The sequence below is a fragment of the Ruminococcus sp. 1001713B170207_170306_F1 genome (assembly GCF_015668065.1).
Taxonomy (GTDB): Bacteria; Bacillota; Clostridia; order Lachnospirales; family Lachnospiraceae; genus Blautia_A; species Blautia_A faecis.
Map to the genome: position 1 here is coordinate 16,592 of NZ_JADPEX010000019.1, position 26,188 is coordinate 42,779.

The window sequence follows — 26,188 nt, forward strand, 5'->3', positions numbered from 1 at the left end:
TATAATAAAGTACTGCAAAAATAAGGTTGCATTTTCATCAGACATATATTACAATAATGTTACATAAAAATTAAGCAAACTGCTGAATTGAATTTTTATATGAAAAATGTAGGAGGATATCATGATTGATCTGATAGATGTGAGCAAGTCCTATGGACCGGGACTGCCGGCAGTGAATCACGCCAATCTCCATGTAGATAAAGGTGAATTCGTATTTATAGTAGGAAACAGCGGTTCCGGTAAATCCACGTTGATCAAGCTGCTTTTGAAGGAACTGGATTCCACATCCGGTACGATTATCGTAAGCGGAGAGAAGCTTGAGGGAATGAAGCACCGTCGTGTGGCCAAGTACCGCCGTAAGCTTGGTGTTGTATTCCAGGACTTCCGTCTTCTGAAGGACAGGGATGTGTATGAGAATGTAGCTTTTGCCCAGCGTGTTGTGAACCGTCCTACCAGAGTTATCCGCAAGAGAGTTCCGGAGGTACTTCAGGAGGTTGGACTTGCAGGGAAATACAAGGCATACCCGGACGAGCTGTCAGGTGGAGAGCAGCAGAGAGTTGCCCTTGCCAGGGCGATTGTAAACCGTCCGGACATCCTTCTTGCAGACGAGCCCACTGGTAATCTTGATCCGAAGACATCCGAGGAGATCATGAAGCTCCTTGAGGAGATCAATCAGCGTGGAACCACCGTTCTGGTAGTAACCCACAATAAAGAGATTGTCAATTCCATGAAGAAGCGTGTACTGACCATGCATAATGGAGTGATCATCAGCGACGAGAAAGAGGGAGAATATTATGAGGCCTAGTACCATCTGGTATACTCTGAAGCAGGGTATCAAGAACATCAAAAGAAATTTCATGTTTTCCATTGCTTCTATTATTACGATGGCAGCATGTATTTTTCTTTTCGGAATTTTCTTTTCCATTGTAAATAATGTGAATACGCTGGCGCATAAGGTTGAGGAAGATGTGCCGATCACAGTGCTTTTTAATGAAGGAACCACACAGGAGCAGATGGATGCAGTTGGAGAACTGATCAGGCAGCGCCCGGAGGTTTCCAAGATTGAATTTGAGTCCGGTGATGAAGCCTGGGAGAAGATGAAGCAGGAATATTTCGGTGATGACTCTGAGGCAGCAGACGGCTTCAAGGATGATAACCCGCTGGCAAACTCATCCAACTACCGTGTGTACATGAACAACATTGAGAAACAGTCTGAGCTGGTTGCCTACATCAAGACACTGGATAATGTACGAGAGGTCAATCAGTCTGAACAGGCTGCCAAGACTCTTGGTTCCATTAACCGTATTGTTTCCTATGTATCTGTGGCTGTGATCGTGATCCTGCTGCTGATCGCTGTTTTCCTAATCAGTAATACCATTTCCGTTGGTATTACAGTTCGTAAGGACGAGATCGGAATTATGAAATATATTGGTGCTACCGATAGTTTTGTACGTGCACCGTTCCTTCTGGAGGGTATGATCCTGGGACTGATCGGTGCGGGAATTCCACTGATCATTTTGTATTTCTGTTACAATAATGTGGTAACCTATGTATATACCAAGTTCAGCGTACTTCTGGGTGTTGTAGATTTCATTCCGGTTGGACAGATCTACCAGACATTGGTTCCGGTGGCGCTGGCACTGGGAATTGGAATCGGTCTTGTGGGAAGCTTTATTACTACAAGAAAACACTTGAAGGTGTGAGAATTCTGTTTTACAATAAGGGCGGTTATTCGCATTCCGCCAGAATATGAGAAGAGGATATGGGGACTGCTGGAGAGATCTGGCAGTCCTTTTGTATAAAGAGACAGAGAGGGTATTCAGGGCGGACGCATTTGGGCAAATGATATTCCACGCAAGTTGGTGCAACGTTCCGGTGAACTGGCAGGTAACTGGATAGAACTTATATTGCGAAAATGAGGAGAACTATAAATGGCAGATAAACAATTTATAAAGGGAGCTGTAACCGGAGTGCTGTGTGCGTCTCTGGTACTGGGGGGAGGCTATGTTGGTCTCCAGAAAGCGGGGCGTGCAGGAAGTACAGTTCTGTCGGATGTGGCGGTTACCCAGAAGATTAAGTATCTGGAAGATATTATAGATCAGAATTATCTGGAAGATGTGGAGGAGGATTCGCTGAAAGAGGGGATTTATACCGGGCTTCTGTATGGGCTGGGGGATCCGTATTCCAGATATTATACGGAGGAAGAATACGAGGAGGAGATGAGAGACACCGAGGGCTCTTACTCTGGAATCGGTGTGAGCATTACCCAGAATACGGAGGGCGGAATTCTGGTGGTGGACTGTTATGAGGGCAGTCCGGCGGATGAGGCCGGGCTGAAGGCGAATGATGTGATCACGGCCGTGAACGGAACGGATGTAACGGAAATGACGCCAGCTGAGGTCTCAAAGATGATCCGGGAAAAGGAGGACGGTACTTCTATCCTGACCGTCTATCACCAGGAGGCAGATGAACCGGAAGAAATTACAGTGACTTTGAGCGATGTGGAGCTGCCCACTGTTTCTTATGAAATGCTGGAGGATTCTATAGGATATTTGCGAATTACAGAGTTTACCATGGTAACACCCCAGCAGTTTGAGGATGCTTACAAAGATCTTCAGGCAAAAGGCATGGAGAAGCTGATCGTGGATCTTCGTGACAATCCAGGTGGGGTGCTTTCTTCTGTGTGCGATGTGCTGCGCCAGATTTTGCCCGAAGGACTGATCGTGTATACAGAGGATAAATATGGGGAAAAACAGGAGATGAAGTGTGACGGCGACACCCCGATCGACATTCCGCTGGCAGTGCTGGTAAATGAGAACAGCGCCAGTGCATCAGAGATTTTTGCCGGGGCAGTGAAGGATTATGAGATTGGAACGATTGTGGGAACCACCACTTATGGAAAGGGAATCGTTCAGAGCATCCGCCAGCTTTCTGATGGAAGTGCGGTGAAGCTGACTACGGCGAAATATTTTACCCCCAAGGGCAATGATATCCACAAGGTTGGAATCACACCGGATGTGGAGGTGAAACTGGATGCCAGTCTTTTGAATCGGACGGATTATACCCATGACGAGGATAATCAGCTTCAGGCCGCAATAGAGGCGGTTTCTCGTTGACAAAACCACTATGTTGGATTAGAATGGTAAAAGGATTTTTGCAAAATAACGCGCCTGATCTGCGCGATAAACAGGCGGATCAGCCGACAGTTATTTTGTTGACAGGCAATAGCTGTGAAGGCGTTGAACAGTTATGACAGGCACAATAAATGTGGAGGAACCATCAATGAAACACAATTTTAAGAAAATCGAGCCGAAATGGCAGAAAAAGTGGGAAGAACAGCAGGCATTTAAAGCTGTTGACGGAAGTGATAAACCGAAATTCTACGGCCTTGTAGAGTTCCCATACCCAAGTGGTGCGGGAATGCACGTTGGACATATTAAGGCATATTCCAGTATCGAGGTACTTTCCAGAAAGAGAAGAATGCAGGGATACAATGTACTGTTCCCCATCGGATTCGATGCATTCGGACTTCCTACTGAGAATTATGCGATTAAGACGAATACACATCCTCGTGAGATCACAGACCAGAACATTGCGAAATTCACCAATCAGCTGAAGAGTGTTGGATTCTCCTTTGACTGGAGCCGTGTGATCGATACCACACAGGAAGATTTCTATAAATGGACTCAGTGGATTTTCCTGAAAATGTTTGAGAACGGACTTGTTTTCCGTGATAAGACATTAGTTAACTATTGCCCATCCTGTAAGGTTGTTCTTTCTAATGAGGACAGTCAGGGCGGCAAATGCGATATCTGCCACAGCGACGTTATCCAGAAGTCCAAGGATGTCTGGTACTTAAGAATCACCCAGTATGCAGACAAGCTTCTTGAAGGACTGGAGGATGTGGACTATCCGGCGAACATCAAGCAGCAGCAGGTAAACTGGATCGGTAAATCCACAGGTGCTTTCGTAAACTTCTCAGTTGACGGAATTGATGAGACACTGCAGATTTACACCACCAGACCAGATACCCTGTTTGGTGTAACCTTCATGGTTATCGCACCGGAGCATCCGCTGATCGACAAATATGCTGACCGCATTACCAACATGGATGAGATCAAGGCTTACCGTGAAGAGTGTGCGAAGAAGACTGAGTTCGAGAGAACCCAGCTTGTAAAAGAGAAAACAGGTGTATGCATCCAGGGACTTGAGGGCGTAAATCCTGTAAATGGCAAGAAGATCCCGATCTACATTGCAGACTATGTGATGATGGGATATGGTACCGGCGCGATCATGGCGGTACCGGCACATGACCAGAGAGACTATGATTTCGCCAAGAAATTTGGTATTGACATTATCCAGGTTATCAAGGGCGGCGACATTGAGAAAGAAGCCTACACAGGTGACGGTGAGATGATCAACTCCGATTTCCTGAATGGCTATACAAATAAGAAGGATTCCATCAAGCGCATGCTGGAAGAGCTTGAGAAGAAGGGCATTGGTAAAGCTGGCGTTCAGTATAAGATGAAAGACTGGGCATTTAACCGTCAGAGATACTGGGGCGAGCCAATCCCGATCGTTCATTGTCCGAAATGTGGTGATGTAGCAGTTCCATATGAGGAGCTTCCGCTTCGTCTGCCGAAGATCAAAGACTTCCAGCCTGGTGAGGACGGACAGTCCCCACTTGCAAAGATCGATTCTTTCGTAAACTGCAAATGCCCGAAATGCGGCGGCGATGCCAAGAGAGAGACTGATACCATGCCACAGTGGGCTGGATCTTCCTGGTATTTCCTTCGTTATGTGGATCCACACAATACAGAAGCTCTTGCAGACCGCAAGAAGATGGAATACTGGATGCCGGTTGACTGGTACAATGGCGGTATGGAGCATGTAACCAGACATATGATTTACTCCAGATTCTGGCATCATTTCCTGTATGACATGGGAATTGTCAATACTCCGGAGCCATATGCGAAACGTTCTGCACAGGGTATGATCCTTGGCTCAGACGGCGACAAGATGAGTAAATCCAAGGGCAACGTTGTTGATCCGCTTGATATTGTAAATGAGTATGGTGCAGATGCACTTCGTACCTACGTTCTCTTCATGGGTGACTACGGCGCAGCTGCTCCGTGGAACGACAGCTCCGTAAGAGGCTGCAAGCGTTTCCTTGAGAGAGTTGCAGGACTGACCGATATCATGACAGAGGAGCCGGCAGCCAAGGATATGGAGGTTAAGATCCATAAGGCAATCAAGAAGGTATCCTCCGATATTGAGGCTATGAAGTTTAACACTGCAATTGCCTGCCTGATGACTCTCATCAACGAGATTTATGCTGTTGGTAAGATCAGCAAGGATGACCTTGTAATCTTCATCAAGCTCCTTTGCCCGTTTGCACCTCATCTTTGCGAGGAAATCTGGGAGACCATCGGCGGAGAAGGCTTACTTTCCCTTTCCCAGTGGCCGGAATATGAAGAGAGTAAGACTGTAGAGGACTCCATAGAAATCGGTGTTCAGGTCAACGGTAAGGTTCGCGGAACCATCGTAATCCCTAACGGCTGTGCGAAAGAGGAAGCTCTTGAGCTGGCTAAGAAGGATGAGAGAGTGGCTTCCTTCCTGGAAGGAAAGACTCTTGTGAAAGAGATTTATGTACCGAATAAGATTGTAAACTTTGTTGCGAAATAAAGATTACTGGAATTGAGAAACTCCCCACTGAATGATCGGTGGGGAGTTTTTTTGAAAGTAAAGTTATTGATCGCAATCTAACTGATAACCTGTAATGCAACCTATAGTAAACCTTGCGGAGAAGGAGTTTGTAAGATATAATCAAGTTATCTTCAAATAAAAGACTATTTTATAAAAGAAAATCAGTGGTCAGATAATATGAAGAATATCGAAGCGAAAATAAAAGAAATTGCATTGAAGTTAGTTTAGTTGCACAATGATACATAGCCGATTGGTCGTGAAAAATCAATCGGTTTTTCAAATTTATAGTATTGTACAGAAGGATGAATTTATGGAAATTAGGGAAAACAGGGTTGTAATATTGGGGGCAGGAATTGGTGCAATGGCAATGGGATTTGAAAATGCCAGTTGTAAAGTTGTGGCTGCTTATGAACATGATGAAAGAGCTAGAGATCTTTATGAAAACAATGCAAAGGATAAAACATATAAAATAGGGGAGCTTGATTATAATAATTTTGAAGAAATACCTGATATGGATATCTTAGCATGTGATTTTCGTAGAGGATTTTCTTTTACGAGTGCAGGTATGGGGAAAACATATCATTTTAGAAATGCGGTAAAGGCAGTTGTCGAATTTAAACAGCCAAAAAAGGTTTTCTTTCTTGTTCCGTGTGGTTATGCTAGATTAAAGCCTTTTAAAGCATTATTAGACTATTTAAAGGCTGAAGGTTATAATTATAGTTATAAAATTATATGTACCGAGAATTCTACTGGATTACCTATTAAGGAAGCTTGTGTTTATCTTATAGGTACTAGAGATTCATCAGAATGTGAGTTGAAATTTCCTGATTTTGAAGAACAAAGTATATGTTCGATAAATGAAATATTAGAAAGTGATGAGGTGGATGGGTATTATTATAAAGTCAATTCTGAGCAGATTGACAAGAAAATTAGAAAAAATACATTTTTGTGCTGGGAAAAAAATCAATATGTAGAGGCTGATTTAGCAGATACAAATTTACGAAAAATTCCATTGATATGTAACAATGGAGTCATTAGAAAAATAACCCATCGGGAATTTGCAAGATTGAAGGCGATTCCAGATAGTTTTAATCTTGATATAAGTAATAAGGCATGGATGTATAGACAATTGGTGTATAGCCCGAATGTGGAAATCGTAACTCAGATAGCGAAAAAACTAGGAAATACAGAAGAAAATTTGTTACGAACGTCTTATGTGGTAAGGGAGGATGTGTTTGCTGATATATTTAGAAAATATCTTTTTAAAAAGTGTCAAAGTGTAAAAATAGGAAAGAGTGTGGATTTTGAATGCAATGTGCAGGGAAAAGATATTTGTTTTGAATTAAAAATTTATAATAGTAATTATGCTATTGAAAAAAATATAGAGCGAGTTTGCGCATACTTGGTGTCTTTAAAAGCTAAGGAAGATATGATATTAGTTGTTGGGAATATTGTTTCAAAAGAAATAGTAGAAAAATATTTCGAAAAATATAAAATACATATTTGGACCTTAAGTAATATACTTTGGTTGTTTGAAGAATATCCGGACATTAAGAATGAGTTCATTTCTTTACTAACGTATAGTGTGGATGATTTGAAATTAGAAAAGCCTTGTCATTCTTTATTTCAAGAACAGAGAAATAAAAAAAATGAAGGTACATGGAAGTCCAAGTTGTTAGCTATCAAACCTGGAAAGGGAGAGCGTTCTAAAGAATATGAGGACATTTGTGTAGAAATATTAAAAAATGTGCTTGGTGAATATCTGGGATTATGGAAAGTTCAGGAGTCTTCAAATAATGGCTTATATCGTTTTGACTTATGTTGTAAAATAAAAAATGGTGTAAATCAAGATTTTTTTGATACAATTAAAAATTATTTTAATACAAAATATATAGTGTTTGAATTCAAAAACTATGAAAAAGAAATAAGTCAAAAGGAAATATACACAACAGAAAAGTATTTATATGAAAAGGCTTTAAGACGTGTTGCAATAATTATATCAAGAAAAGGAGCTAGTAAGAATGCTCTTTCAGCAGCAAGAGGATGTTTACGTGAAAATGGAAAATTAATTATGTGCTTATCTGACCAAGATTTAATTGAGTTAATCAATATTAAAGAAAAAGAAGAACAACCAACAGCAGAATTTTTTGAGGTAATGCTAGACGATTTATTAATTCAATTAGAAAAATAAGAGATAAAATAATTGTTTAAGACTTCCCACACCAACAATAAAAATTCATTTGGTATGGGAAGTTTTATAATAGTTACAAGTATGTAGCGTTTTTGCTCACGTAGTACCAGAAGGTACGGGTGGTTTTTTTGAAGCTTTTGGTTTTGAAATTGAGAAAATAGTAGGTCTTATTGGTGTAATAGGCGCCGGTGGGAGTGATTTCCTGAATACTGTCTAAGGTATAGCCTTTTCTGGAAACGGCGGCAAGTTTCTTGGCAGAGCCGGAACCGGAGGCTTTTTTCTTATAGAAAGTTATCTTCGTGCCAGAAGCATAGGGGCTGGTGGATACGGCGTAATACCAGTAATTTCCTATGCGGGTAACTGTGGAAGCAGTTCCGCTGCTGTTTAATTTTCGGATCTTGCCAGTTTTGGCATCTAAGACAGCAGCCTGATTCCTTTTATTAGACACGTAGAAGTAACGGTCCTGAACCTGGGTTGATGGGAATTCCAGATTGTAGGATTTGGAGATCGTCTTCTTATTGGCCTTGCCGTTGATGTTTACACTGTAAATTTTGTAATGGGTGGTGTATCCGCTGCAGGTGCTATAGAAGATTTTGTTTCTATAGGGAATCATGGTGGTAAAACTGTTCTTGGTCTTATATATGTGGAGATCCAGGATTTTGCGCGCTTTACCGGTGCCATCGGCATTTTTGCAGTAGACATAGCCTATGTCATCCTGGTAGACCAGGTATTTGCCATTGGTATAGATGAATGTGGCAACGCTTATATATTGTGGCTTAAAATCGAGGATCACCTGGGTCGCCCCTGTCTGGCAATCCTGACGGCACACCTGGAAAAGAGGGCTTCCCTGCTCATGGTTATAGTAATAGGAATATCCGCCAATTTCCACCGGATCGCCGTACCCATTGTGGCAGACCCGCACCCATGTTCCCGGAGATGCCGCCTGTGTTTTCACTGGAAAAGATATTCCAAGGAGCATAGTAAGCAGCATGGAAAAAGCTAAAAGTGTAAGTGGTCGCTTAAATGATTTTCGCTCCATTTGTCCCTCCTTAAATGAAATTGATCTATTAAAAATGTAGCAAAAAAAGGTAGGATTGTCAAAAACTTTGTGGCTTTATAGGAAAGACCGCTTTCGGTGTTATTACTGTTCATTCCGTGACTCTAACTTTATTGTGGAATATAATAGATTTTTGTTCTAAAATAGGATATAATGAATAAAATATTATTATAGCTATTGTATGAAACGGAGAAAAAGAGAGGGAGTTATTCCTTCTTTTTATGATCAAATATTTCTTGGTGAATTTGATGTTGTTAAAAATGAGGTAGGATGATGAAATTAAGGATTAGAAACTTTGCAAAGATTTCAAAGGCAGATATTGAAATTGATGGAATTACCATTATTGCGGGAAATAATAATACGGGAAAAAGCACGGTCGGTAAAATTTTAGATTCTGTTTTTAATTCATCATATAATATAGATGAGAAGATGAATAAGGCAAGAATTGATTCATTGGCATCTATGCTACGAAATGAAATTGAAGGTAGTATGGCTAGAGTTAACAGATCGGTAAGAAGATATTTACCACGTACTTATCGCGGATTTGCAAAGGATCTTTTAGAATGTAAAGAAGATGAGAGAGAAGAGTTGTGTAAAGAGTATAAAAATGTTTTGCTATTGCCACAGGAGGAAGAAACTAAGTTTACAGAAAAAATTTTAGAAAAATTGGAAGAAAATCTAAACATATCGAACGAAACATTTTGCAAAGCCATATATACAAGTTATTTTGGAGAAACATTTCATGAACAAATAAATTCATTATATTATTTTGATGAGCTGGCAGAAATTACATTGTCTATAAAGGAAAAGGAAATTTATTTAGCTTTTAAGAATAATGAGTGTATAGAAGCAAAGAGACAACACCTGGATATTTTTAATACATCTCTCTATATTGACGATCCATTTGTAATAGATGAGCTGAATAATAATTTATCATTTGGAATCTCTGAATTACCAATTCAGAAAAGAAATATATTACAAAAATTAATGCAAAAAGAGGAGAGGGAAGTAGAAGAAAAAACGTTTTTAGGTTTATTGGCGAATAACAAACTTGAAGATATTATGCAAATTATTGATTCTGTAGCTAATGGAAAAATTACCAAAAAACAAAAATATATGTATCAATTGGCTGGAGAATCCTCTAAAGAAATTGATGTTGCGTCATTGTCAACCGGTTTAAAGGCATTTTTAGTTCTAAAGCAAATTTTGTTAAATGGAAATTTACAGGACAAAGACGTTATTGTATTAGATGAACCTGAAATACATTTACATCCAGAATGGCAGCTTTTATATGCGGAAATAATCGTATTGTTACAGAAAAAGTTTAATTTCCATATTGTTGTGACAACACATAGTGCTCATTTTTTGGAAGCATTAGAGTTATATTCCCGAAAGTATGAAATTGCAGAAAGATGTAATTACTACTTAACAAGTTTGCAAGAAGAGGGAGTCGTTTTTGAAAATGTAACAGAAAATATCAGCAAAATATATAAACAAATGGTTGATCCAGCTCTATTATTAAGCCGATTAAGAGAGGAATTAGATACGGAAAATGACAAATTATGAGCAAATAAAAAAATTGCTATATACATTTGAAGATAATCACAATCGACATGTCGGTATAGAAACAAAGCTTTCGAGTGTGTCGGAGGATAAAACTGAATCCCCAAATAGGGATGTCAGACAACTGGTTTACGAGAATACCAGACAAGATATGGATATTATAGATATGGATGAAATTGCGCATAATGTATATCGTCTTGTGCGGTTTCCAGATTCTAAAAAAGAAGAGGAATCATTAGCTTCAGCAGATGCATTTGTAATAAGTTCGGATAATATTTGGTATTTTATAGAATTTAAAAATCAAAAAATAACGAGAGCAAAAGAGAGTGTAACGAAGAAGGCTTATCAGAACTGGTTTTGGCTTGTAGATATTTTATATGAATTGTGGGAACAAAAACAACTGAAGTACGATACATTTAATTATGACAATCCGATAGAGTTTGCAAGGAAAAATGTGGTTTATATTTTGGTAGTAAGCGAAGATAAAAATAAGTTAGAAGCTGATAAAATGGAGAAATGTCAGCTTGCTGGAGTGAAATATCAACCAGAATATATGAAAAAATTGGAAAAATATATTTTCAAAGAAGCATATGCTTATACACCTCAATTACTGGAAAGAAATTTTGTCAAACGTTTTAAGTATTAGCAAAGCAGTAAAATAAAAAGCAAGGTTATTAAGTTGTATAGGTTGAATACATAACCGATTGGTTCAAATAAGGAATCAATCGGTTTTTAATGACTGGAAGTAGTACTTATAACGTTTGAAGATTTATGTAAAGGAGCTGAAAAACGATGAACGGTCTCAGCCGAAAAATATATCTCGAACTCCCCCTCCCAACCGAAGACGATCCCCGCTCAGACCAGCAGCGGATCCTGGATAGTCTGGCGGCAGCAGGTGTGGAAGAGCGGGTTCATATACCTGTCCACATTTTGCGGCAGTTATACCCTTTGCTGGACAACGCAAAGTGGAAAATAACGGTTTCCCTTGCCTGGAATGGGGACAACTGGGAAATGGTGGAGATAGAGGAAGGAGATACCACCGCGCAGCATTATGGGCTGGCGGTGGATCTGGGAAGTACCACTGTGGTGGCGAAACTTCTGGACTGCAACAGTGGAGAGATTTTGAAGGAAGTCAGCTGCTTCAATAAGCAGATCCAGTGGGGGACAGATATTCTGTCCAGGATTTTTTACTGCAAAGATAATAAAGAAAAGCTGGAAGAAGTGCGGAGGGCTACGGTGGAATCCATTTGTGAATGCATGGATAAGTTGGATGCAAGCCACTCCGCGCTCTCCATGGTAATCGCGGGCAACACCACCATGATTCACTTCCTTCTTGGAATGGACGCCTTCTGCGTTTTCTACACTCCACATGCAGTCCACGCCGATCGCCCCGGCTTCCAGCTGGCGCGCGATCTGGACATTCCGCTGAAAGGCTACGTTTATTGTTACCCTGCCAAGTCAAACTACCTTGGTGGCGATATTATCAGCGGCATGATTGACACTGAATTATACAAGAAAAACGAGATCAGTGTTTTCTTCGATATCGGAACCAACGGCGAGCTGGTGATTGGAAATAAAGAATTTCTTCTATGCGGCGCAGGCGCAGCAGGACCAGCGCTGGAGGGGGGCGTGGTGCGTACCGGAATGCGGGCGGACATAGGGGCAGTAGATGAAGTGAAGATAAGGGATGGAAACATCTTTGTGCATGTAATTGGAAATTCTGCGCCTCAGGGAATCTGCGGTTCCGGCATCATAGACCTGATCGCAGAGCTTTTCCTGGAAGGCTGGATCGACATCCGCGGCAAGCTTTCCCCGGAAAAAAGCCCTCTTATCCAGGAGAGAGACAACCAGCTCTGTGTGGAATATGCCCCAGGTCTGTACTTCTACCAGAAAGACATTGACGAATTCATCCGCACCAAATCCGCCGCTCACACCATGGTGGAGATCATGCTCCGTGAATCCGGTCTTGACTTAGACCAGGCTGACCGCTTCTACGTGGCAGGAGCCTTTGGTAAACACGTATCCAAAGAGTCTGCCATCACCATCGGCATGTATCCTGACATGGATCGCGACCATATTATCAACGCTGGAAATTCCTCACTGGAAGGAGCCCAGAAGCTGCTTCTGAACCGGAGCCTTCTCACTGACATCGACCAGATCCTGGAAGAAATGGTCTACATTCAGTTCGCTGAGGTAGAAGACTTCCTGGAACTAATGGTAGCAGCCCAAGCATTGCCACATACAGATTATAAGCGGTATCCTACGGTTATGGAGAAACTAAAAGAACGGCAGAAAGATATAAAGCTATAAACTGCTTTTTGATTTATTTCAATGAAAATTCATTTTCAAATGGTTGATTTGAAGAAGTTCTTTCGATATACTTAGAAGTAATAGAAATCATCGAAAAGGACTGATTACATGCCATTACTCGAAGAAAAAGTTTATACAATAGATGATATATATGCTCTTCCAGAAGGGGAGAGAGCGGAGCTTATTGATGGACATATATACTATACGGCACCACCTAACAGAACACACCAGAAAATATCCATGGAACTGTCAGCCAGAATTCTTGAGTACATCCGTTCCCATAAGGGGAAATGCGAAGTCTATGCTGCTCCATTTGCAGTATATCTGGATGACACGACTAGTACTTATGTAGAGCCAGACATTTCAGTGATTTGCGACCCGGATAAACTGGATGATCAAGGCTGCAATGGTGCACCAGACTGGATTATTGAGATTGTTTCTCCTGCAAGTAAACGAATGGACTATTATACGAAGCTTTTTAAATACAGAACAGCAGGTGTAAGAGAATACTGGATCATAGATGCGGCTAAGAATCAGATATTTGTATATAATTTTGAAAAAGGAGATACGGAACAATATACACTGCAGGATTCGGTAAAAGCAGAAATTTATGAGAACCTGGTGATTGATTTTAGTAAACTGGATATTTAGAAAATGTATGTAAGGGCAGGCCTGTTTTTCGGCTTGCCCTTTTTGCAATTCGTACAGCAATAATGAGAAAAATGTAAAAATTATCTAAATTTATAGTAATTTCTCACAAAATATGCTATACTACTCCCAAACCAACAGACAGGAAGTGTACGAAATGACAGCACCCAAGAAACCACCAATTACGAAAAGTTTCGGATACGCATTTGAAGGAATTTTCATCTGTATCCGCAAGGAACGGAACATGAAGATCCACTGTATCATGGCAGTCCTGGTAGTGATCGCAGGCATCATCCTGAAGCTTTCCCCAGTGGAATGGTGCATCTGTCTTGGCCTTTTCGGACTGGTGATGGCACTGGAGCTGGTGAACACCGCCGTAGAATCCGTGGTGAATCTGGTGACCAGCGAGTACAAGCCCCTGGCGAAGATCGCCAAGGACACCGCAGCAGGCGCCGTCCTGATCGCCGCTATCATGGCCGCCATCGCCGGACTGATCATTTTCGTACCTAAAGGGCTGGTATTTCTTGGACTTTTATGAGAAGTCCGATCTGCTGAAAACGAAAATCCCACAGGGAGTTGGCAGATACAGCTGTAAATAAGAAAGGAGCACACACTATGGAACTTGGAGAAGGCATCAAAAAAATATTACTTGCAGGAATCGGCACTGCAGCAGTGACCGCAGAGAAATCCAAAGAAGTTCTGGATGAACTGGTAAAGAAAGGTGAGCTCACTGTAGAACAGGGCAAGGTCCTCAATCAGGAACTGAAGCACAATATCAAAGAGAGCGTGAAGAAGAACGTAAACGTAACTCTGAAGCCGTCCAACCCGGACGAGCTGAAGGAAGTCCTTGGCAAAATGACTCCGGATCAGCTGGCCGCCCTGAAAGAGCAGATCAGCAAGATGCAGGCGAAAGACGTAGACGCAGAGGAGACTGCCGAAGAAGAGGAAGAGGCAGAAGAAGTGGAGGAAGCCAAAGAAGAATACGAGGACGACCCTCAGGAATAAGCAATAACATTTTCCGAAAAAGAAATAGTATTGCCTTGTTTAAGAAGTGCAGCAGGAAATCCTGAACGGCATTGCAGAACAAAATAAAGAAATTTATGAAGGCAGGATGAGGAGAAAGAGTACCCGAATCCTGCCTTTTCAGTAAGGGGAACAGACATGGGCGTGACAAAGAATGACAGTACGATGAAGTCAGAAGCAGACCAGACACAAAGAAAGAATCTGGAAGTGGAAATCCAACAGGATAAAAATGAGAAAAACAGCACAGCTGGTAAGAAGTCAAATGGTAAAGACACCGGCACGTATAAAGAAAGGCTAAAAGAAATCACAGCCGTTCTCCACAAGCATGCCATCACCCGAGGCGTCTCCCCGGAGAAGCTCCGCCTCATTCTCACAGATCTCGGCCCCACCTTCATCAAGCTGGGACAGATCATGTCCATGCGCTCCGACATTTTGCCCAAGCGTTACTGCGACGAGCTGATGAAGCTTTGCTCTGATGTAGACCCCATGCCATTTGCAGAAGTTGAAGAAGTCCTCCGGGAAGCATTTGGCTGTCCCTGGCAGGAAGAATTTCAGGAAATCCAGGAGAAGCCCCTTGGCTCAGCCTCTATCGCCCAGGTACACCGCGCCGTCCTGAAAACCGGCGAAGAAGTTGTGATAAAGGTTCAGCGAAAGGGCATCTACGAAATCATGGCCCGCGATATCGGACTGATGAAGAAGGCGGTGAAGCTCCTTCCCCCTGTAAGCATCAAGGAAGCGGTAGATCTGAATCTTGTGCTGGAAGAGCTGTGGCGCGTCACCCAGGAAGAGATGAATTTCCTGACGGAAGCCGCCAACATGGAAGAATTTTCCAGGAAAAATAAAAAGGTGGCATTTGTGAAAACGCCTATTCTTTACAGGGAATATACCACAGCCAGCGTCCTTGTTATGGAATATATTGATGGTATTCCCATCGACCATAAGGAAGAGCTTCTCGCAGGCGGCTATGACCTTGATGAGATCGGCAGCAAATTTGTAGATAATTTTATCAAGCAGGTTATGGACGACGGCTTTTTCCACGCAGATCCCCATCCTGGAAATGTGATGATCCAAGGCGGCAAGATTGTGTGGATCGACATGGGAATGATGGGACGGCTGAATGAACGTGACCGCGAGCTGATCGGGCAGGCTATCGAAGGAGTGGCACTGAATGATATTGGAAAAATCCAGGATGCAGTGCTGGCACTTGGAGAATTCAAGGGGAAACCCAATCAGAGCCGCCTTTACACAGACATCCGAGACCTTATGGCGAAATACGGCACCGCAGATTTGGGCGAAATCGATATCGTAGAAATCCTTACAGATCTGATGGACGTAATGAAGGAGAACAAGATCGTCATGCCCCATGGCCTTACCATGCTTGCAAGAGGGCTGACTCATATGGAAGGGGTACTGGCAGATATCAGCCCGGAGATCAATATGGTGCAGATTGCAGCAGCCCGTTTGAAGGGAAACCTTCTGGAGGAGGGAAACTGGAAGAAGCAGATGAAGGGCACCGGGAAAAAGCTGTATCGCTCCATGCTCCGCGCCGTGGATATCCCTGCGCTGGCAGCAGATTTCCTGCAGGGCTGCATGAAGGGCCAGACCAAGATCAATCTGGACCTTCACGCCTCCGATGACCTGGCGTGGCTGATGCGCCGCCTGATCCGGAACATCGTGCTTGGTCTTTGGGTCATGGCACTTCTGATCAGCTCCAGTATTATCTGCACCACAGACATGACACCGAAAATAATGGGAATTCCGGCTTTTGGAGTGCTGGGGTACTTTGGGGCACTGTTGATTCTCATGTACCTGTTTATCAAACACTTTATGAAAAAGTAGTGGAAAAAACCAGTGGGAAAATCGGGTTAAGTGGATAAAATTACCAAACTTTGCCGGAAAGGCCAGAAAGAAACCTGGGGGGGTTGACACTAATAGGGCAGGGTGGTATTTTATTAAGAAGACTGGAATGGTGAAATTTGTCAAAATTGGAAAAAAAGGAATAAATAATACCGCTGACGCATGAACGGTGGTTACAGATCCAAAGAGAGAGGTGACCCAAAGATGCCTGAGAAAAATCATAAACGGGAAGCGTTGGCGGGAAAATATAAATTTAGATAAGTTATAAATATAAGACAAAAAATAGATTTTGCCATTGCATTTTAGAGAATGGAAGGCTTCTGTCAGCTGTATTTACCTAAGCTGAACGGAAGAAAAGTACTTGGGAGGGAAAAGGAAAATATGTATCGGAAGGACTCAGAGGGCTGGTTAAAACATGCGGATTTTATTGTTCTGGATATGATCTGTCTGCAGCTGGCATTTATTTTGGCATATGCATTCCGCGGGTACGGATTTAATGTGTATGGAGACATTTTGTATCGAAATATGGCAATATTCCTTGGATTTGCCGACCTGGTGGTGATTTTCACCTCCGGCACCATGAAAAGCGTTCTGAAAAGAGGTCACTATAAGGAATTTGTCACCACCTTGAAAAATGCTGTGGCAGTAGGTGCTCTTGCAATCGCTTACCTGTTCATAATCCAGGAAGGCCAGAGCTTTTCCAGAATGATCCTGATCACCACAATTGTGATCTACCTGGTCCTCACCTATGCCATAAGAGAAATCTGGAAAAATTCCCTACATAAAAAAATGGAAAACGGCGGAGACAAGAAGCTGCTGATCATCACTTCCAAAGCAGTAGCAGAGAACGTAGTGCACAGCATGCAGGAAAACAATTATGCCAGATATTCCCTTGCCGGAGTGGCTGTGATCGATGAGAAATGTACCGGTGAGAAAATCTGTGGCATTCCTGTTGTTGCCGGCGAAAGTGACGTGCCTATGTATGTCTGCCAGGAGTGGATTGACGAGGTGCTGATTGTCATCTCCGAAAATCTGCCATACCCGGACGGGCTTATCGACAAGCTCACCGAAACCGGCGTAACTGTTCATCTGAACCTTGCAAAAATCACCAACCAGACTGGCAAAAGACAATTTGTAGAAAAGGTTGGAAGCTATACAGTTCTGACCACCAGCCTGAACTATGCATCCTTCGGGCAGCTTTTTCTGAAGCGCCTGATGGACATCTGCGGCGGACTGGTTGGCTGTATTTTCACGGGAATCATTACCATCTTCGTTGGCCCCGCCATCTACCTGGCATCCCCGGGCCCGATTTTCTTCTCCCAGGAGCGCGTTGGCAAGAATGGAAAGAAATTCAAAATGTACAAATTCCGCAGCATGTACATGGATGCGGAAGCGCGGAAAGCCGAGCTTATGAAAGAGAACAAACTGGGCGATGGAAAAATGTTCAAGATGGACTTCGACCCCCGAGTTATTGGAAATAAGGTGCTGCCGGATGGGTCACATAAGACCGGGGTGGGAGACTTCATCAGACGGACAAGCCTGGATGAGTTTCCGCAGTTCTTTAATGTGCTGAAAGGGGATATGTCCATTGTGGGGACGAGACCGCCGTTGATTTCGGAGACCAATCTGTATGAGCCTCGGCATAAAGCGAGACTGGCAATCAAGCCGGGAATCACCGGTATGTGGCAGGTCAGCGGGCGAAGCGATATCACGGACTTCGAAGAGGTTGTGAGACTGGATAAAGAATATATTGAAAACTGGGATATTGGGTTGGATATTAAGATTCTTTTGAAGACGGTGATGGTAGTTGCGAAGAAAGACGGATCGATGTGATGAATGGAAACAGGAATCTGTTGCGTGGGTGCAGTGGACGGCTTTTTTAGATTGTAGAAAAGGGAGAGTTGAGGAGAGATGGCAGAAAAACAGCACGTATTTTTAGTGGGCGCCAAGAGTCTGGGGGCTTACGGAGGATACGAGACATTTATCGATAAAATGACGGAATATCATCAGAACAATGAAAAAATCCAGTACCACGTTGCTGTCAAAGCCAATGGGCAGGGACATATGGATGAGACCAAAGTTGATGCCAAGATTCTCTCTGACGCTCTTTTTATTTACCACAATGCCGAATGCTTAAAGATTCATGTTCCGGAGAAACTTGGACCTGCTCAGGCTATTTACTATGACTGCAAAGCTCTCTCTGAATGTGTGAAATACATTAAAGAGAACAAGATCAAACACCCAATAGTCTATATCATGGCGTGTCGTATCGGTCCGTTCATGAAGAAGTACTACAAGGAGATCCATAGGCTTGGTGGTAAGGTTTATCTCAACCCGGACGGTCATGAATGGATGAGAGCTAAATGGTCGGCACCGGTACGGAAGTACTGGAAGATGTCAGAGCAGATGATGGTTAAGTATTCTGACTTGGATATCTGTGACAGTTTGAATATTGAGAAGTATATCCACGAACAATATGACGGCAAGGGAATAGATGGCAGAGATCCAAAGACCACATTTATTGCTTATGGAGCAGAGACAAGGAAGTCTGTTTTGGCTGATGATGATGTAAAGTTGGTTGAGTGGTATGAGAAGAAAGGCTTAAAGCCGAAGGCGTATTACCTTGTAGTTGGTCGTTTTGTGCCGGAGAACAACTATGAGACCATGATCCGTGAGTTCATGAAAAGCAAGACCAAGAAGGACTTTGCCATCATTACAAATGTGAATGATAAGTTTTTAGCAGAGCTTGAGGAGAGATTGCATTTTAAGAGTGATAAGAGAATTAAATTTGTAGGTACCGTTTATAACAAAGAGCGCCTCATGAAGATCAGAGAGAACGCTTATGGATATTTCCATGGTCATGAAGTTGGAGGTACGAATCCGAGTCTGTTAGAGGCTCTTGGTAGTACGGATTTGAATCTATTATTAGACGTTGGCTTTAACCGTGAGGTCGCAGAAGATAGTGCGCTGTATTGGTCGAAGAAGGATGGAGACTTAGCAAGATTAATTGAAAAGGCAGATCAGATGGGTGCTGAGGAGCTTCGTAAATTAGGTGCGAAGAGTACGCAGCGTATTGAGGAAGCTTATAGCTGGCCTTATATCTGTGAGAAGTATGAGAAAGTTTGGTTGGGAGAGAACGGATGAAAATGGAAGAAAAGCTATCCTTCAGAGAAGCACAATTAGGAGCATATGAAATTTTGAAATTTCTAGATGAATTGTGTAGAAAACACAAATTTAGATATTTTTTGATGTATGGCTCTTTAATTGGAGCAGTAAGAAATAAAGGAATTATTCCATGGGATGATGATGTGGATATTATGATGCCAAGGAAAGATTATGATCAACTTATCAGCTATTGTCGTGAACACGGTGACGATATCAAACCATTCGTCCTGTTTGAAAACTCTCTAAATATAAATTATCCACATCCAATAGCTAGAATGAGTGATTCGAGATATCGTCTAGATTTTGAAAACGAAAAGGATTACGGACTTGGTTTATTTGTTGACATTTACCCACTGGATGGTGCTGGAAATAATATAAAGGGTGCCCATAAATTAGTCCATAAGAGTTATAGAAATGCATCATTGTGTTTCTTAACCAGTAGAAAAAAGTTTGGTGTAGATAATACAAAATCCAAAATGAAAATGGCTCTCAAGGTTCCTGCTTATTTGTGGGCAAATGCGTTTGGTAATGCTCACTATATTAAGAAAGCAAATAAACTATGCAGTACCTTTGGATATGATGAAAGTGCTTATGTGACCGGAGTTGCCCAACCATGGCCAGAAAAGAACGGTGAAAATAAGAATATATATAAAAAGGAATGGTTTATTCCGGTGGAAGCAGAGTTTGAAGATGGCAAGTTTTTCATACCAATTGGTTACGACAAAATACTCAAAATGGGTTATGGGGATTATATGACCCCTCCGTCGGAGGTAGATAGAAAGACTCACCATACCTATGATGTTTATAGAAGGACGAATAGTAAGTAATGGGATTAAGGGAGATTTTTAAAAAACAAGGTGGTATGAATTTAATTAAGCAATACCATCAGAGTGGAGCTTTATTCACCGCTGTTTGTGAATTTTTGTTGTTAGGAAAAAGTAGAACTGCGCTAGAGATATTAAGGCTTTCTACTCAATTAAAGAGCAAACAGAAGCTTGAAAAGAAATATAAGAGAGAATTGAAAGAATTCGACAAGCAGTACGACCAGACCTTACCACATGAATCAAGCAATAAGGTCTGGATTTGTTGGTTTCAGGGAATAGAGAATGCACCGGAAATTGTCCAGAAATGCTATGAGTCAGTAAAGAGAAATATGCCGGACATGGATATTGTGGTTCTCACCGATGATAACATTAAGGATTATGTGCAGTTTCCAGAATATATTCAGATGAAGTACGAAAGTGGAATCATTGGGAGAGCGCATTACTCGGATCTGTTAAGATTGGCTCTTTTAATAAAGTATGGTGGCGTTTGGATAGATGCAACTGTATTTTGCACTTCTAAGAAAATTCCAGAGTATATGCTTGACTCAGAATTATTTTTGTTCCAAGATTTGAAACCAGGAAAAGATGGGCATGCGACCTCTATTAGTAATTGGTACATTTGTTCAAAAACAAATAATAAGTTGCTGTGTGCAACTCAGTGGTTATTATTAAAATATTGGGAGAAGAATAATTTCGCAATTGACTATTTTATCTTTCATGATTTTTTTGAAATCGTGATTGAAAGATATTCAGAGGAGTGGAAAAATGTAATACCATGTGCCAATTCCACACCTCATACGTTGTTATTGCACATATTTGATTCGTATAACGAAAATTGGTTTAACAATGTAATAGAGATGACGCCTTTTCATAAATTGAGTTATAAATTTGATGCGGAGTCTATAGAGCAATTAGATACAAACTATGCACAAATAATTAAAAGTGATTGGATATAAGAATGATGGTACGTTTTAAAAAAAACAAATTACTTGTTTTAATTTGTTTGACTCTAATATTTGCAAGTGATTATTCAGTGTTTACAGGTAAGGTTTATTCTTTAAGTTGGTATGTATTGTATTATGGTAAACTTGAACTTTCGTTGTTGCTGATTTTGATACCGTATTCTTCTTGGTCTCGAAATTCGAACAAAGCATTGAATGTAGGAAAAATTATGCGTAAAAGACTAATTGGCCTTTCGATAGTGATTTTTATCTATTCTTGCTTGATATGGGGTTTTAATAACACACAATTGACATACATTACTCGAGGAATTTCTGATACAGTTTTTCAGATTCTTGCAATATGTGCAGGAGTGAGCGTAGCGCTTGAATTAGAAAAAGATGCTGTTGATGTAGTCGTAGATGCTGCACTTGTAACATATACACTTAGCTACATAATAGGTCTTATAACAATGAGGGGAGAATTTCTTTCTTCAGCTTTTCAGTTTGAAATGTCTGGTGGTGCTCATGTGTACGTTGAATTGCATGCCTTAGCATTTATTTTAGGTCTGAGTTTTGTATACATGATTTCTCATAGAAGAGGAAATCGAATAAATAAGTTGAAGGCAATACTTTGTGCAATATATTTTGTCATTAGTTGGAAACGTATTGGCTTATTTGCAGTTGTCTTTGTTTTTGGTTTAAATATTATTTTAAAAAGAAAAAATGCTCTGTATAAATATTTTGCTAATAATTTAATTGCAGTTGCAGGAGTTGTAGCATGTTTAATATATGTATCGTTTTCAGCATCAGATTTATTAATTGAATTATTGGGGAAGTACGGGATTTCAATGATGGGACGCAATATTATCTTTTCGTACTTTAGACAGTTCTGCGATTTTTCGCCATCATATTTGGGAAGAGGAGTTGGATTTGTAGGCAAGCAATTTACATTTACTACGGCACGAGAATTATATAATATGGCATCCATTCGTGCCTTACATAATGATTTTTTTAAGGTGTATTTGCAAATCGGATTTGCCGGATTTATTGCATGGGCGTTCTATTGGCTTTCGTATATACCTAAATTTATAGCTAGAAAATTTGGAGTGAATAGTGGCTATATAGCGTTGATGGTTATTGTATATTCTTTTATTATCTACACCACGGATAATATGGAAGGAAATTATAATTACCAGTTGGTATTATCAATGCTGTTAACAACTACTTGTCTCACTGCCTATAAGAAGAAAGGAATGGCATGAAGGTTAGTGTAATAATTCCTGTTTATAATGTGGAAAAAACATTGCCGAGATGTATTGATAGTGTAATTGGTCAGTCATTGAAGGACATTGAGATCATACTTGTAGATGATGGATCTCCTGATAAAAGCCCGGAAATATGTGATGAGTATAGATGTAAAGACTCTCGAATTAAGGTTTTCCATAAGCCAAACGAAGGGCTGGGTTATACGCGGAACTATGGAATAGAGAGAGCTCAGGGCGAATATGTTGCATTTGTTGATTCAGATGATTATATTGCTTCGGATATGCTTGATAAGCTATATAATACGGCAATTAAAGAGGATGCGGATGTGGTATATGGTGGGTATTACCGAGTGATTAATGGTGAGATTAGGCAGGGATCCCATCCAATTCAAAATCGCATTAAGTGGAGAGGAAAGGAAGAAATTAAAGATCTTCTGTTAGATTGCGTTTCCAGTAAACCGGGAGAATCAGAAGATTCAAAGTATGGCGCGACATGCTGTAAAGGTATCTATAAAAGAGCTATATTAAAAGACAATGACATAAGGTTTTATTCGGAACGAGAAGTGGTATCGGAAGATGGTTTGTTTGCAATTGATTTCCTGACAAAAGCTAATTTGGCAGTTATGATTCCTGATTGTTTATATTATTACGAATATAACCCTGTTTCTATAACATCTTCGTATAGACCCGATCGTTTTGAAAAAAATGTCAAATTGTTTAAGATTGGAAGTAAAAAGCTTCTAAAAGCATATAATGATGATGCTATCGTTGTGCAGTATAGCAGAATGTTTATTGCTGCAGGTCGTGTATGTGTCATTCAGGAAGTCAATAATAGTTTTTCATTCAAGGAAAAACTTTTTAATATAAAAAAAATATGTAGTGATAAGGATTTGCAGATGGTGTTACTGAGATACCCAATTCAAAAGCTACCGGTATCTAAGTTTCTGATGGCTTATTTAATGAAACGAAAAAATGCAATCTTAATATATTTGGTAATTAAAGCAAAGTATTTGAGACACTAGCGATTAGCATATATGCGGCAATTTAACATGATAAATATAAAGGAAAGTGATATGTATATGAAATCTATCTTATGTCTATGTAATACATACTACCAATTGGTTTTAGCAATACAGCTCAAAGCTACTATTTTTCAAAACGCTAATTTTGATGTGATTGCATCGGATCATTCAAGAAATATGGATCAGGTTACAAAAAAACTGGCAGGTCTGGGATATTTTAGAAATGTGTATTTTTTAGAAGATATATCCAAAAAAAATTATGGAAAAAAGACTGACAAATTAAAAAGATTGCCAGTTATGCTTGGCGTTTCTGGAAGTCGTATAAATCCAGAACTTAATAAGAATATATACGACGAATTTATATATTATAACCTACAAATTCCAACATTGGATATATATGCTTCTATTTACAAAATGAATAACAATATTAAAGTGTCACGTTTTGAGGAGAGTATTACATCTTGTTTTGGGTCCAGTTTTAATGAAGGTTCCTTTGATAGTGTTTACTATTCATTTATATATCACGTTAGAAAACTGGCAAAAAAAAGAAATCTAACTGATGATATTTATAAATTTTATTGTTATTATCCTAAATTATACGTGGGAAAGGCGCAAGCAGTTGGCGTGCCATTAATTGAACGAGAAAAGATAAACAACGTAATAGCGGCAATTTTCAATATTAAGAACCTAAGTTATCCTCAGAAATATATATTCTTTGCTTCCGTAGGGGATTTTGAAGGTGAACATGAGGTTGGAGAAGTAGAAACTGCAAAAAAAATAGCAGAGCTTGTTGGGTATGATAATTTATTGGTAAAACTACATCCGAGGGACGCAACAGGTAAATTTGAAAAATCCGGGTTGAGTGTAGATAAAAATTCAACAATACCGTGGGAGGCAATACAGTTAAATTATGATTTTAGCAATCATGTTTTTTTGACAATATCATCAACAAGCGTCTTTGGGGTTAATTTAATGCTAAAAAAACGAGCGCCTGTTTACATATTATATAACACAGTTGATACTTCACAGAACACCGTGATTCAGTCGGCTGTAGATGGAGTTAAAGATATCTTAGGACATAAAGAAATGGTTGACTTATCAAACTACAAAGTTCTAGAGTCGCTAGAGGATATTTTGAAATGAATACAAAGGCAAAATATCTTATTAAAAATACAGGAATACTAACCATAAGTAACTTTTCTTCTAAAATTTTAGTATTCTTACTTGTGCCGCTGTATACGAGTGTTTTATCAACAGCTGAGTACGGAACGTATGATTTGGCAATATCCACAGTGACTTTATTGTACCCTATTCTTACAGTAAACATTGTAGATGCAGTGATGCGATTTGCAATGGATAAAAAATATAACACATCAACTATAGCAGGAATAGGCTGGAAATTTTTATGTAGAAGCTTCGCGTATGCAACTGTTATTGCATTAATGCTTTACACCTTTAACGTGTACCCAGAAATGACTTCGCTGTTGCCATATACGTTGTTATATTACGTTGCCTATGTTGCGAACCAATATTTTATTCAGTTAGCAAAGGGTTTAGAAAAGATAGTGGTAATGGGTATTGCCGGTGTTATAAGTACGATTGTAACCGTTTGCGCAAATCTTTTATTTCTGCTTGTATTTCGTTGGGGTATAGGAGGCTTTTTTTTAGCCAATATTCTTGCACAAGCAGTTTCTGTCATTTTTATCTGTTTCTCAATTAAGTTTTGGGATTTGTTAAAGGAAAAGGATAAAATTGGAATAAAAGAGCTGCAGAAAGAAATGGTAACATATTCTGCGCCGCTAATTTTTACAACGCTAGCATGGTGGGCAAATAACGCAGCCGATAAGTATGTAGTAACTTTATTATTGGGGATTTCAGCTAATGGCTTGATCTCCGTTGCGTATAAAATTCCACAGATTCTTAATACGTTGCAGGGAATCTTTATCCAAGCATGGCAAATTTCTGCGATTAAGGAATATGATAGTGATGATGCAGCAAAATTTTATGGGCAGACATTTGTTGTAATTATGACGTTAATGGAAGCCGCAGCGGCTTGGATATTACTATTAAATAGATTATTTGCAAAAATTTTATATGCAAATGATTTTTATGTCGCTTGGAAGTTTGTCCCATTCTTGCTATTTAGTTGCCTTTTGAATACTGCGGCAGGGCTGCTTGGCCCGATCTTAGCTGCCAAAAAGGATTCCAAGGCGATGGCTAAGTCTGCAATGTGGGGGTTAGCGGTTAATATAGCGTGTAATTTCCTCTTGATTTATTTCTTTGGTATTCAGGGGGGTGCTATAGCAACGGCAATTTCAAGTTATGTTATATACGCGGTAAGAAAAATTGCTTGTGGCAATGAAATTAAGATCAAAGGCTATTGGAAAGTTTACGCAACATGGATATTGCTGATAATACAGTCCATTGTAGAAATAACGGCTCTTTCCAGAGTATTTCAAATTGTCATTATGGGAATAATGCTTTTATTAAATTGGGCGACATTAAAAGACGTATTACTTAAATTTGCAAGAAGAAAGATAAGAAGTTAGTACCGGAATGGGGACTTCCAGTTTTGAGCTGATTGCCCATTAAATTCACTTGTAATTCTATTAATAA

The 26,188-nt window shown here is 40.3% G+C and carries 21 protein-coding genes; 20 read left to right on the forward strand and 1 reads right to left on the reverse strand.

Annotated features, from left to right (window positions below):
* The first annotated feature begins 121 nt into the window (after window positions 1–121).
* The 5 genes from ftsE (at window position 122) to I4V84_RS12115 (ending at window position 7,897) form a co-directional block, all read left to right on the forward strand.
* Window positions 122–805: a cell division ATP-binding protein FtsE gene (gene ftsE, locus I4V84_RS12095; protein WP_118578359.1), complete on the forward strand. Its 684-nt coding sequence runs from the start codon at window positions 122–124 to the stop codon at window positions 803–805.
* A complete protein-coding gene (ftsX, locus tag I4V84_RS12100; RefSeq protein WP_187565499.1) occupies window positions 795–1,703 on the forward strand; it encodes a permease-like cell division protein FtsX in 909 nt (302 codons plus the stop codon). Before ftsE ends, ftsX begins: the two co-directional genes overlap by 11 nt.
* 228 nt (window positions 1,704–1,931) lie before the next feature.
* Complete coding sequence (locus tag I4V84_RS12105; RefSeq protein WP_195992222.1) at window positions 1,932–3,116, forward strand: S41 family peptidase; 1,185 nt, start codon at window positions 1,932–1,934, stop codon at window positions 3,114–3,116.
* A 166-nt stretch (window positions 3,117–3,282) separates the two neighbouring features.
* Complete coding sequence (leuS, locus tag I4V84_RS12110; RefSeq protein WP_173772547.1) at window positions 3,283–5,685, forward strand: leucine--tRNA ligase; 2,403 nt, start codon at window positions 3,283–3,285, stop codon at window positions 5,683–5,685.
* Between the two features lie 331 nt (window positions 5,686–6,016).
* Window positions 6,017–7,897: a DNA cytosine methyltransferase gene (locus I4V84_RS12115; RefSeq protein ID WP_195992224.1), complete on the forward strand. Its 1,881-nt coding sequence runs from the start codon at window positions 6,017–6,019 to the stop codon at window positions 7,895–7,897.
* 73 nt (window positions 7,898–7,970) lie between these two features.
* On the opposite strand, the gene I4V84_RS12120 is transcribed toward I4V84_RS12115, so the two are convergent.
* A complete protein-coding gene (locus I4V84_RS12120; RefSeq protein WP_195699029.1) occupies window positions 7,971–8,936 on the reverse strand; it encodes a hypothetical protein in 966 nt (321 codons plus the stop codon).
* 288 nt (window positions 8,937–9,224) lie between these two features.
* Between I4V84_RS12120 and I4V84_RS12125 the strand changes: the two genes are divergently transcribed.
* The 15 genes from I4V84_RS12125 (at window position 9,225) to I4V84_RS12195 (ending at window position 26,121) form a co-directional block, all read left to right on the forward strand.
* The gene (locus I4V84_RS12125) at window positions 9,225–10,520 is read left to right on the forward strand and encodes an AAA family ATPase (protein ID WP_195699028.1); all 1,296 of its coding nucleotides are present in this window, start codon (window positions 9,225–9,227) and stop codon (window positions 10,518–10,520) included.
* A complete protein-coding gene (locus tag I4V84_RS12130) occupies window positions 10,507–11,163 on the forward strand; it encodes a hypothetical protein (RefSeq protein WP_195992226.1) in 657 nt (218 codons plus the stop codon). Before I4V84_RS12125 ends, I4V84_RS12130 begins: the two co-directional genes overlap by 14 nt.
* A gap of 146 nt (window positions 11,164–11,309) precedes the next feature.
* Window positions 11,310–12,827 carry an ASKHA domain-containing protein gene (locus I4V84_RS12135; RefSeq protein ID WP_195992227.1) on the forward strand — a complete coding sequence of 506 codons (1,518 nt, stop codon included), beginning with the start codon at window positions 11,310–11,312 and terminating at the stop codon, window positions 12,825–12,827.
* Window positions 12,828–12,935: 108 nt separating this feature from the next.
* Entirely contained in the window at window positions 12,936–13,478 is a 543-nt protein-coding gene (locus tag I4V84_RS12140) for a Uma2 family endonuclease (protein WP_195992236.1), read from the forward strand.
* Window positions 13,479–13,632: 154 nt separating this feature from the next.
* A complete protein-coding gene (locus I4V84_RS12145; RefSeq protein WP_195992238.1) occupies window positions 13,633–14,013 on the forward strand; it encodes a diacylglycerol kinase family protein in 381 nt (126 codons plus the stop codon).
* A gap of 77 nt (window positions 14,014–14,090) precedes the next feature.
* Window positions 14,091–14,480, forward strand: a complete 390-nt coding sequence (locus I4V84_RS12150; protein ID WP_148463236.1) for a hypothetical protein — start codon at window positions 14,091–14,093, stop codon at window positions 14,478–14,480.
* A 156-nt stretch (window positions 14,481–14,636) separates the two neighbouring features.
* Window positions 14,637–16,337 carry an AarF/UbiB family protein gene (locus I4V84_RS12155; protein WP_243284089.1) on the forward strand — a complete coding sequence of 567 codons (1,701 nt, stop codon included), beginning with the start codon at window positions 14,637–14,639 and terminating at the stop codon, window positions 16,335–16,337.
* A gap of 327 nt (window positions 16,338–16,664) precedes the next feature.
* Window positions 16,665–18,188 carry a sugar transferase gene (locus I4V84_RS12160; protein ID WP_334286078.1) on the forward strand — a complete coding sequence of 508 codons (1,524 nt, stop codon included), beginning with the start codon at window positions 16,665–16,667 and terminating at the stop codon, window positions 18,186–18,188.
* Window positions 18,189–18,266: 78 nt separating this feature from the next.
* Entirely contained in the window at window positions 18,267–19,499 is a 1,233-nt protein-coding gene (locus I4V84_RS12165) for a DUF1972 domain-containing protein (RefSeq protein ID WP_195992242.1), read from the forward strand.
* The gene (locus I4V84_RS12170) at window positions 19,496–20,347 is read left to right on the forward strand and encodes a LicD family protein (protein WP_195992244.1); all 852 of its coding nucleotides are present in this window, start codon (window positions 19,496–19,498) and stop codon (window positions 20,345–20,347) included. Before I4V84_RS12165 ends, I4V84_RS12170 begins: the two co-directional genes overlap by 4 nt.
* Window positions 20,347–21,300 carry a capsular polysaccharide synthesis protein gene (locus I4V84_RS12175; protein WP_195992246.1) on the forward strand — a complete coding sequence of 318 codons (954 nt, stop codon included), beginning with the start codon at window positions 20,347–20,349 and terminating at the stop codon, window positions 21,298–21,300. The genes I4V84_RS12170 and I4V84_RS12175 overlap by 1 nt, the downstream gene beginning before the upstream one ends.
* Before the next feature lie 2 nt (window positions 21,301–21,302).
* Window positions 21,303–22,547 carry a hypothetical protein gene (locus tag I4V84_RS12180; protein WP_195992248.1) on the forward strand — a complete coding sequence of 415 codons (1,245 nt, stop codon included), beginning with the start codon at window positions 21,303–21,305 and terminating at the stop codon, window positions 22,545–22,547.
* On the forward strand, window positions 22,544–23,572 hold the full coding sequence (locus tag I4V84_RS12185) for a glycosyltransferase family 2 protein (RefSeq protein WP_195992250.1): 1,029 nt from the start codon (window positions 22,544–22,546) through the stop codon (window positions 23,570–23,572). Before I4V84_RS12180 ends, I4V84_RS12185 begins: the two co-directional genes overlap by 4 nt.
* Before the next feature lie 27 nt (window positions 23,573–23,599).
* Window positions 23,600–24,715: a hypothetical protein gene (locus I4V84_RS12190; RefSeq protein ID WP_207748666.1), complete on the forward strand. Its 1,116-nt coding sequence runs from the start codon at window positions 23,600–23,602 to the stop codon at window positions 24,713–24,715.
* Window positions 24,712–26,121: an oligosaccharide flippase family protein gene (locus tag I4V84_RS12195; protein WP_195992254.1), complete on the forward strand. Its 1,410-nt coding sequence runs from the start codon at window positions 24,712–24,714 to the stop codon at window positions 26,119–26,121. Before I4V84_RS12190 ends, I4V84_RS12195 begins: the two co-directional genes overlap by 4 nt.
* Window positions 26,122–26,188 lie beyond the last annotated feature (67 nt).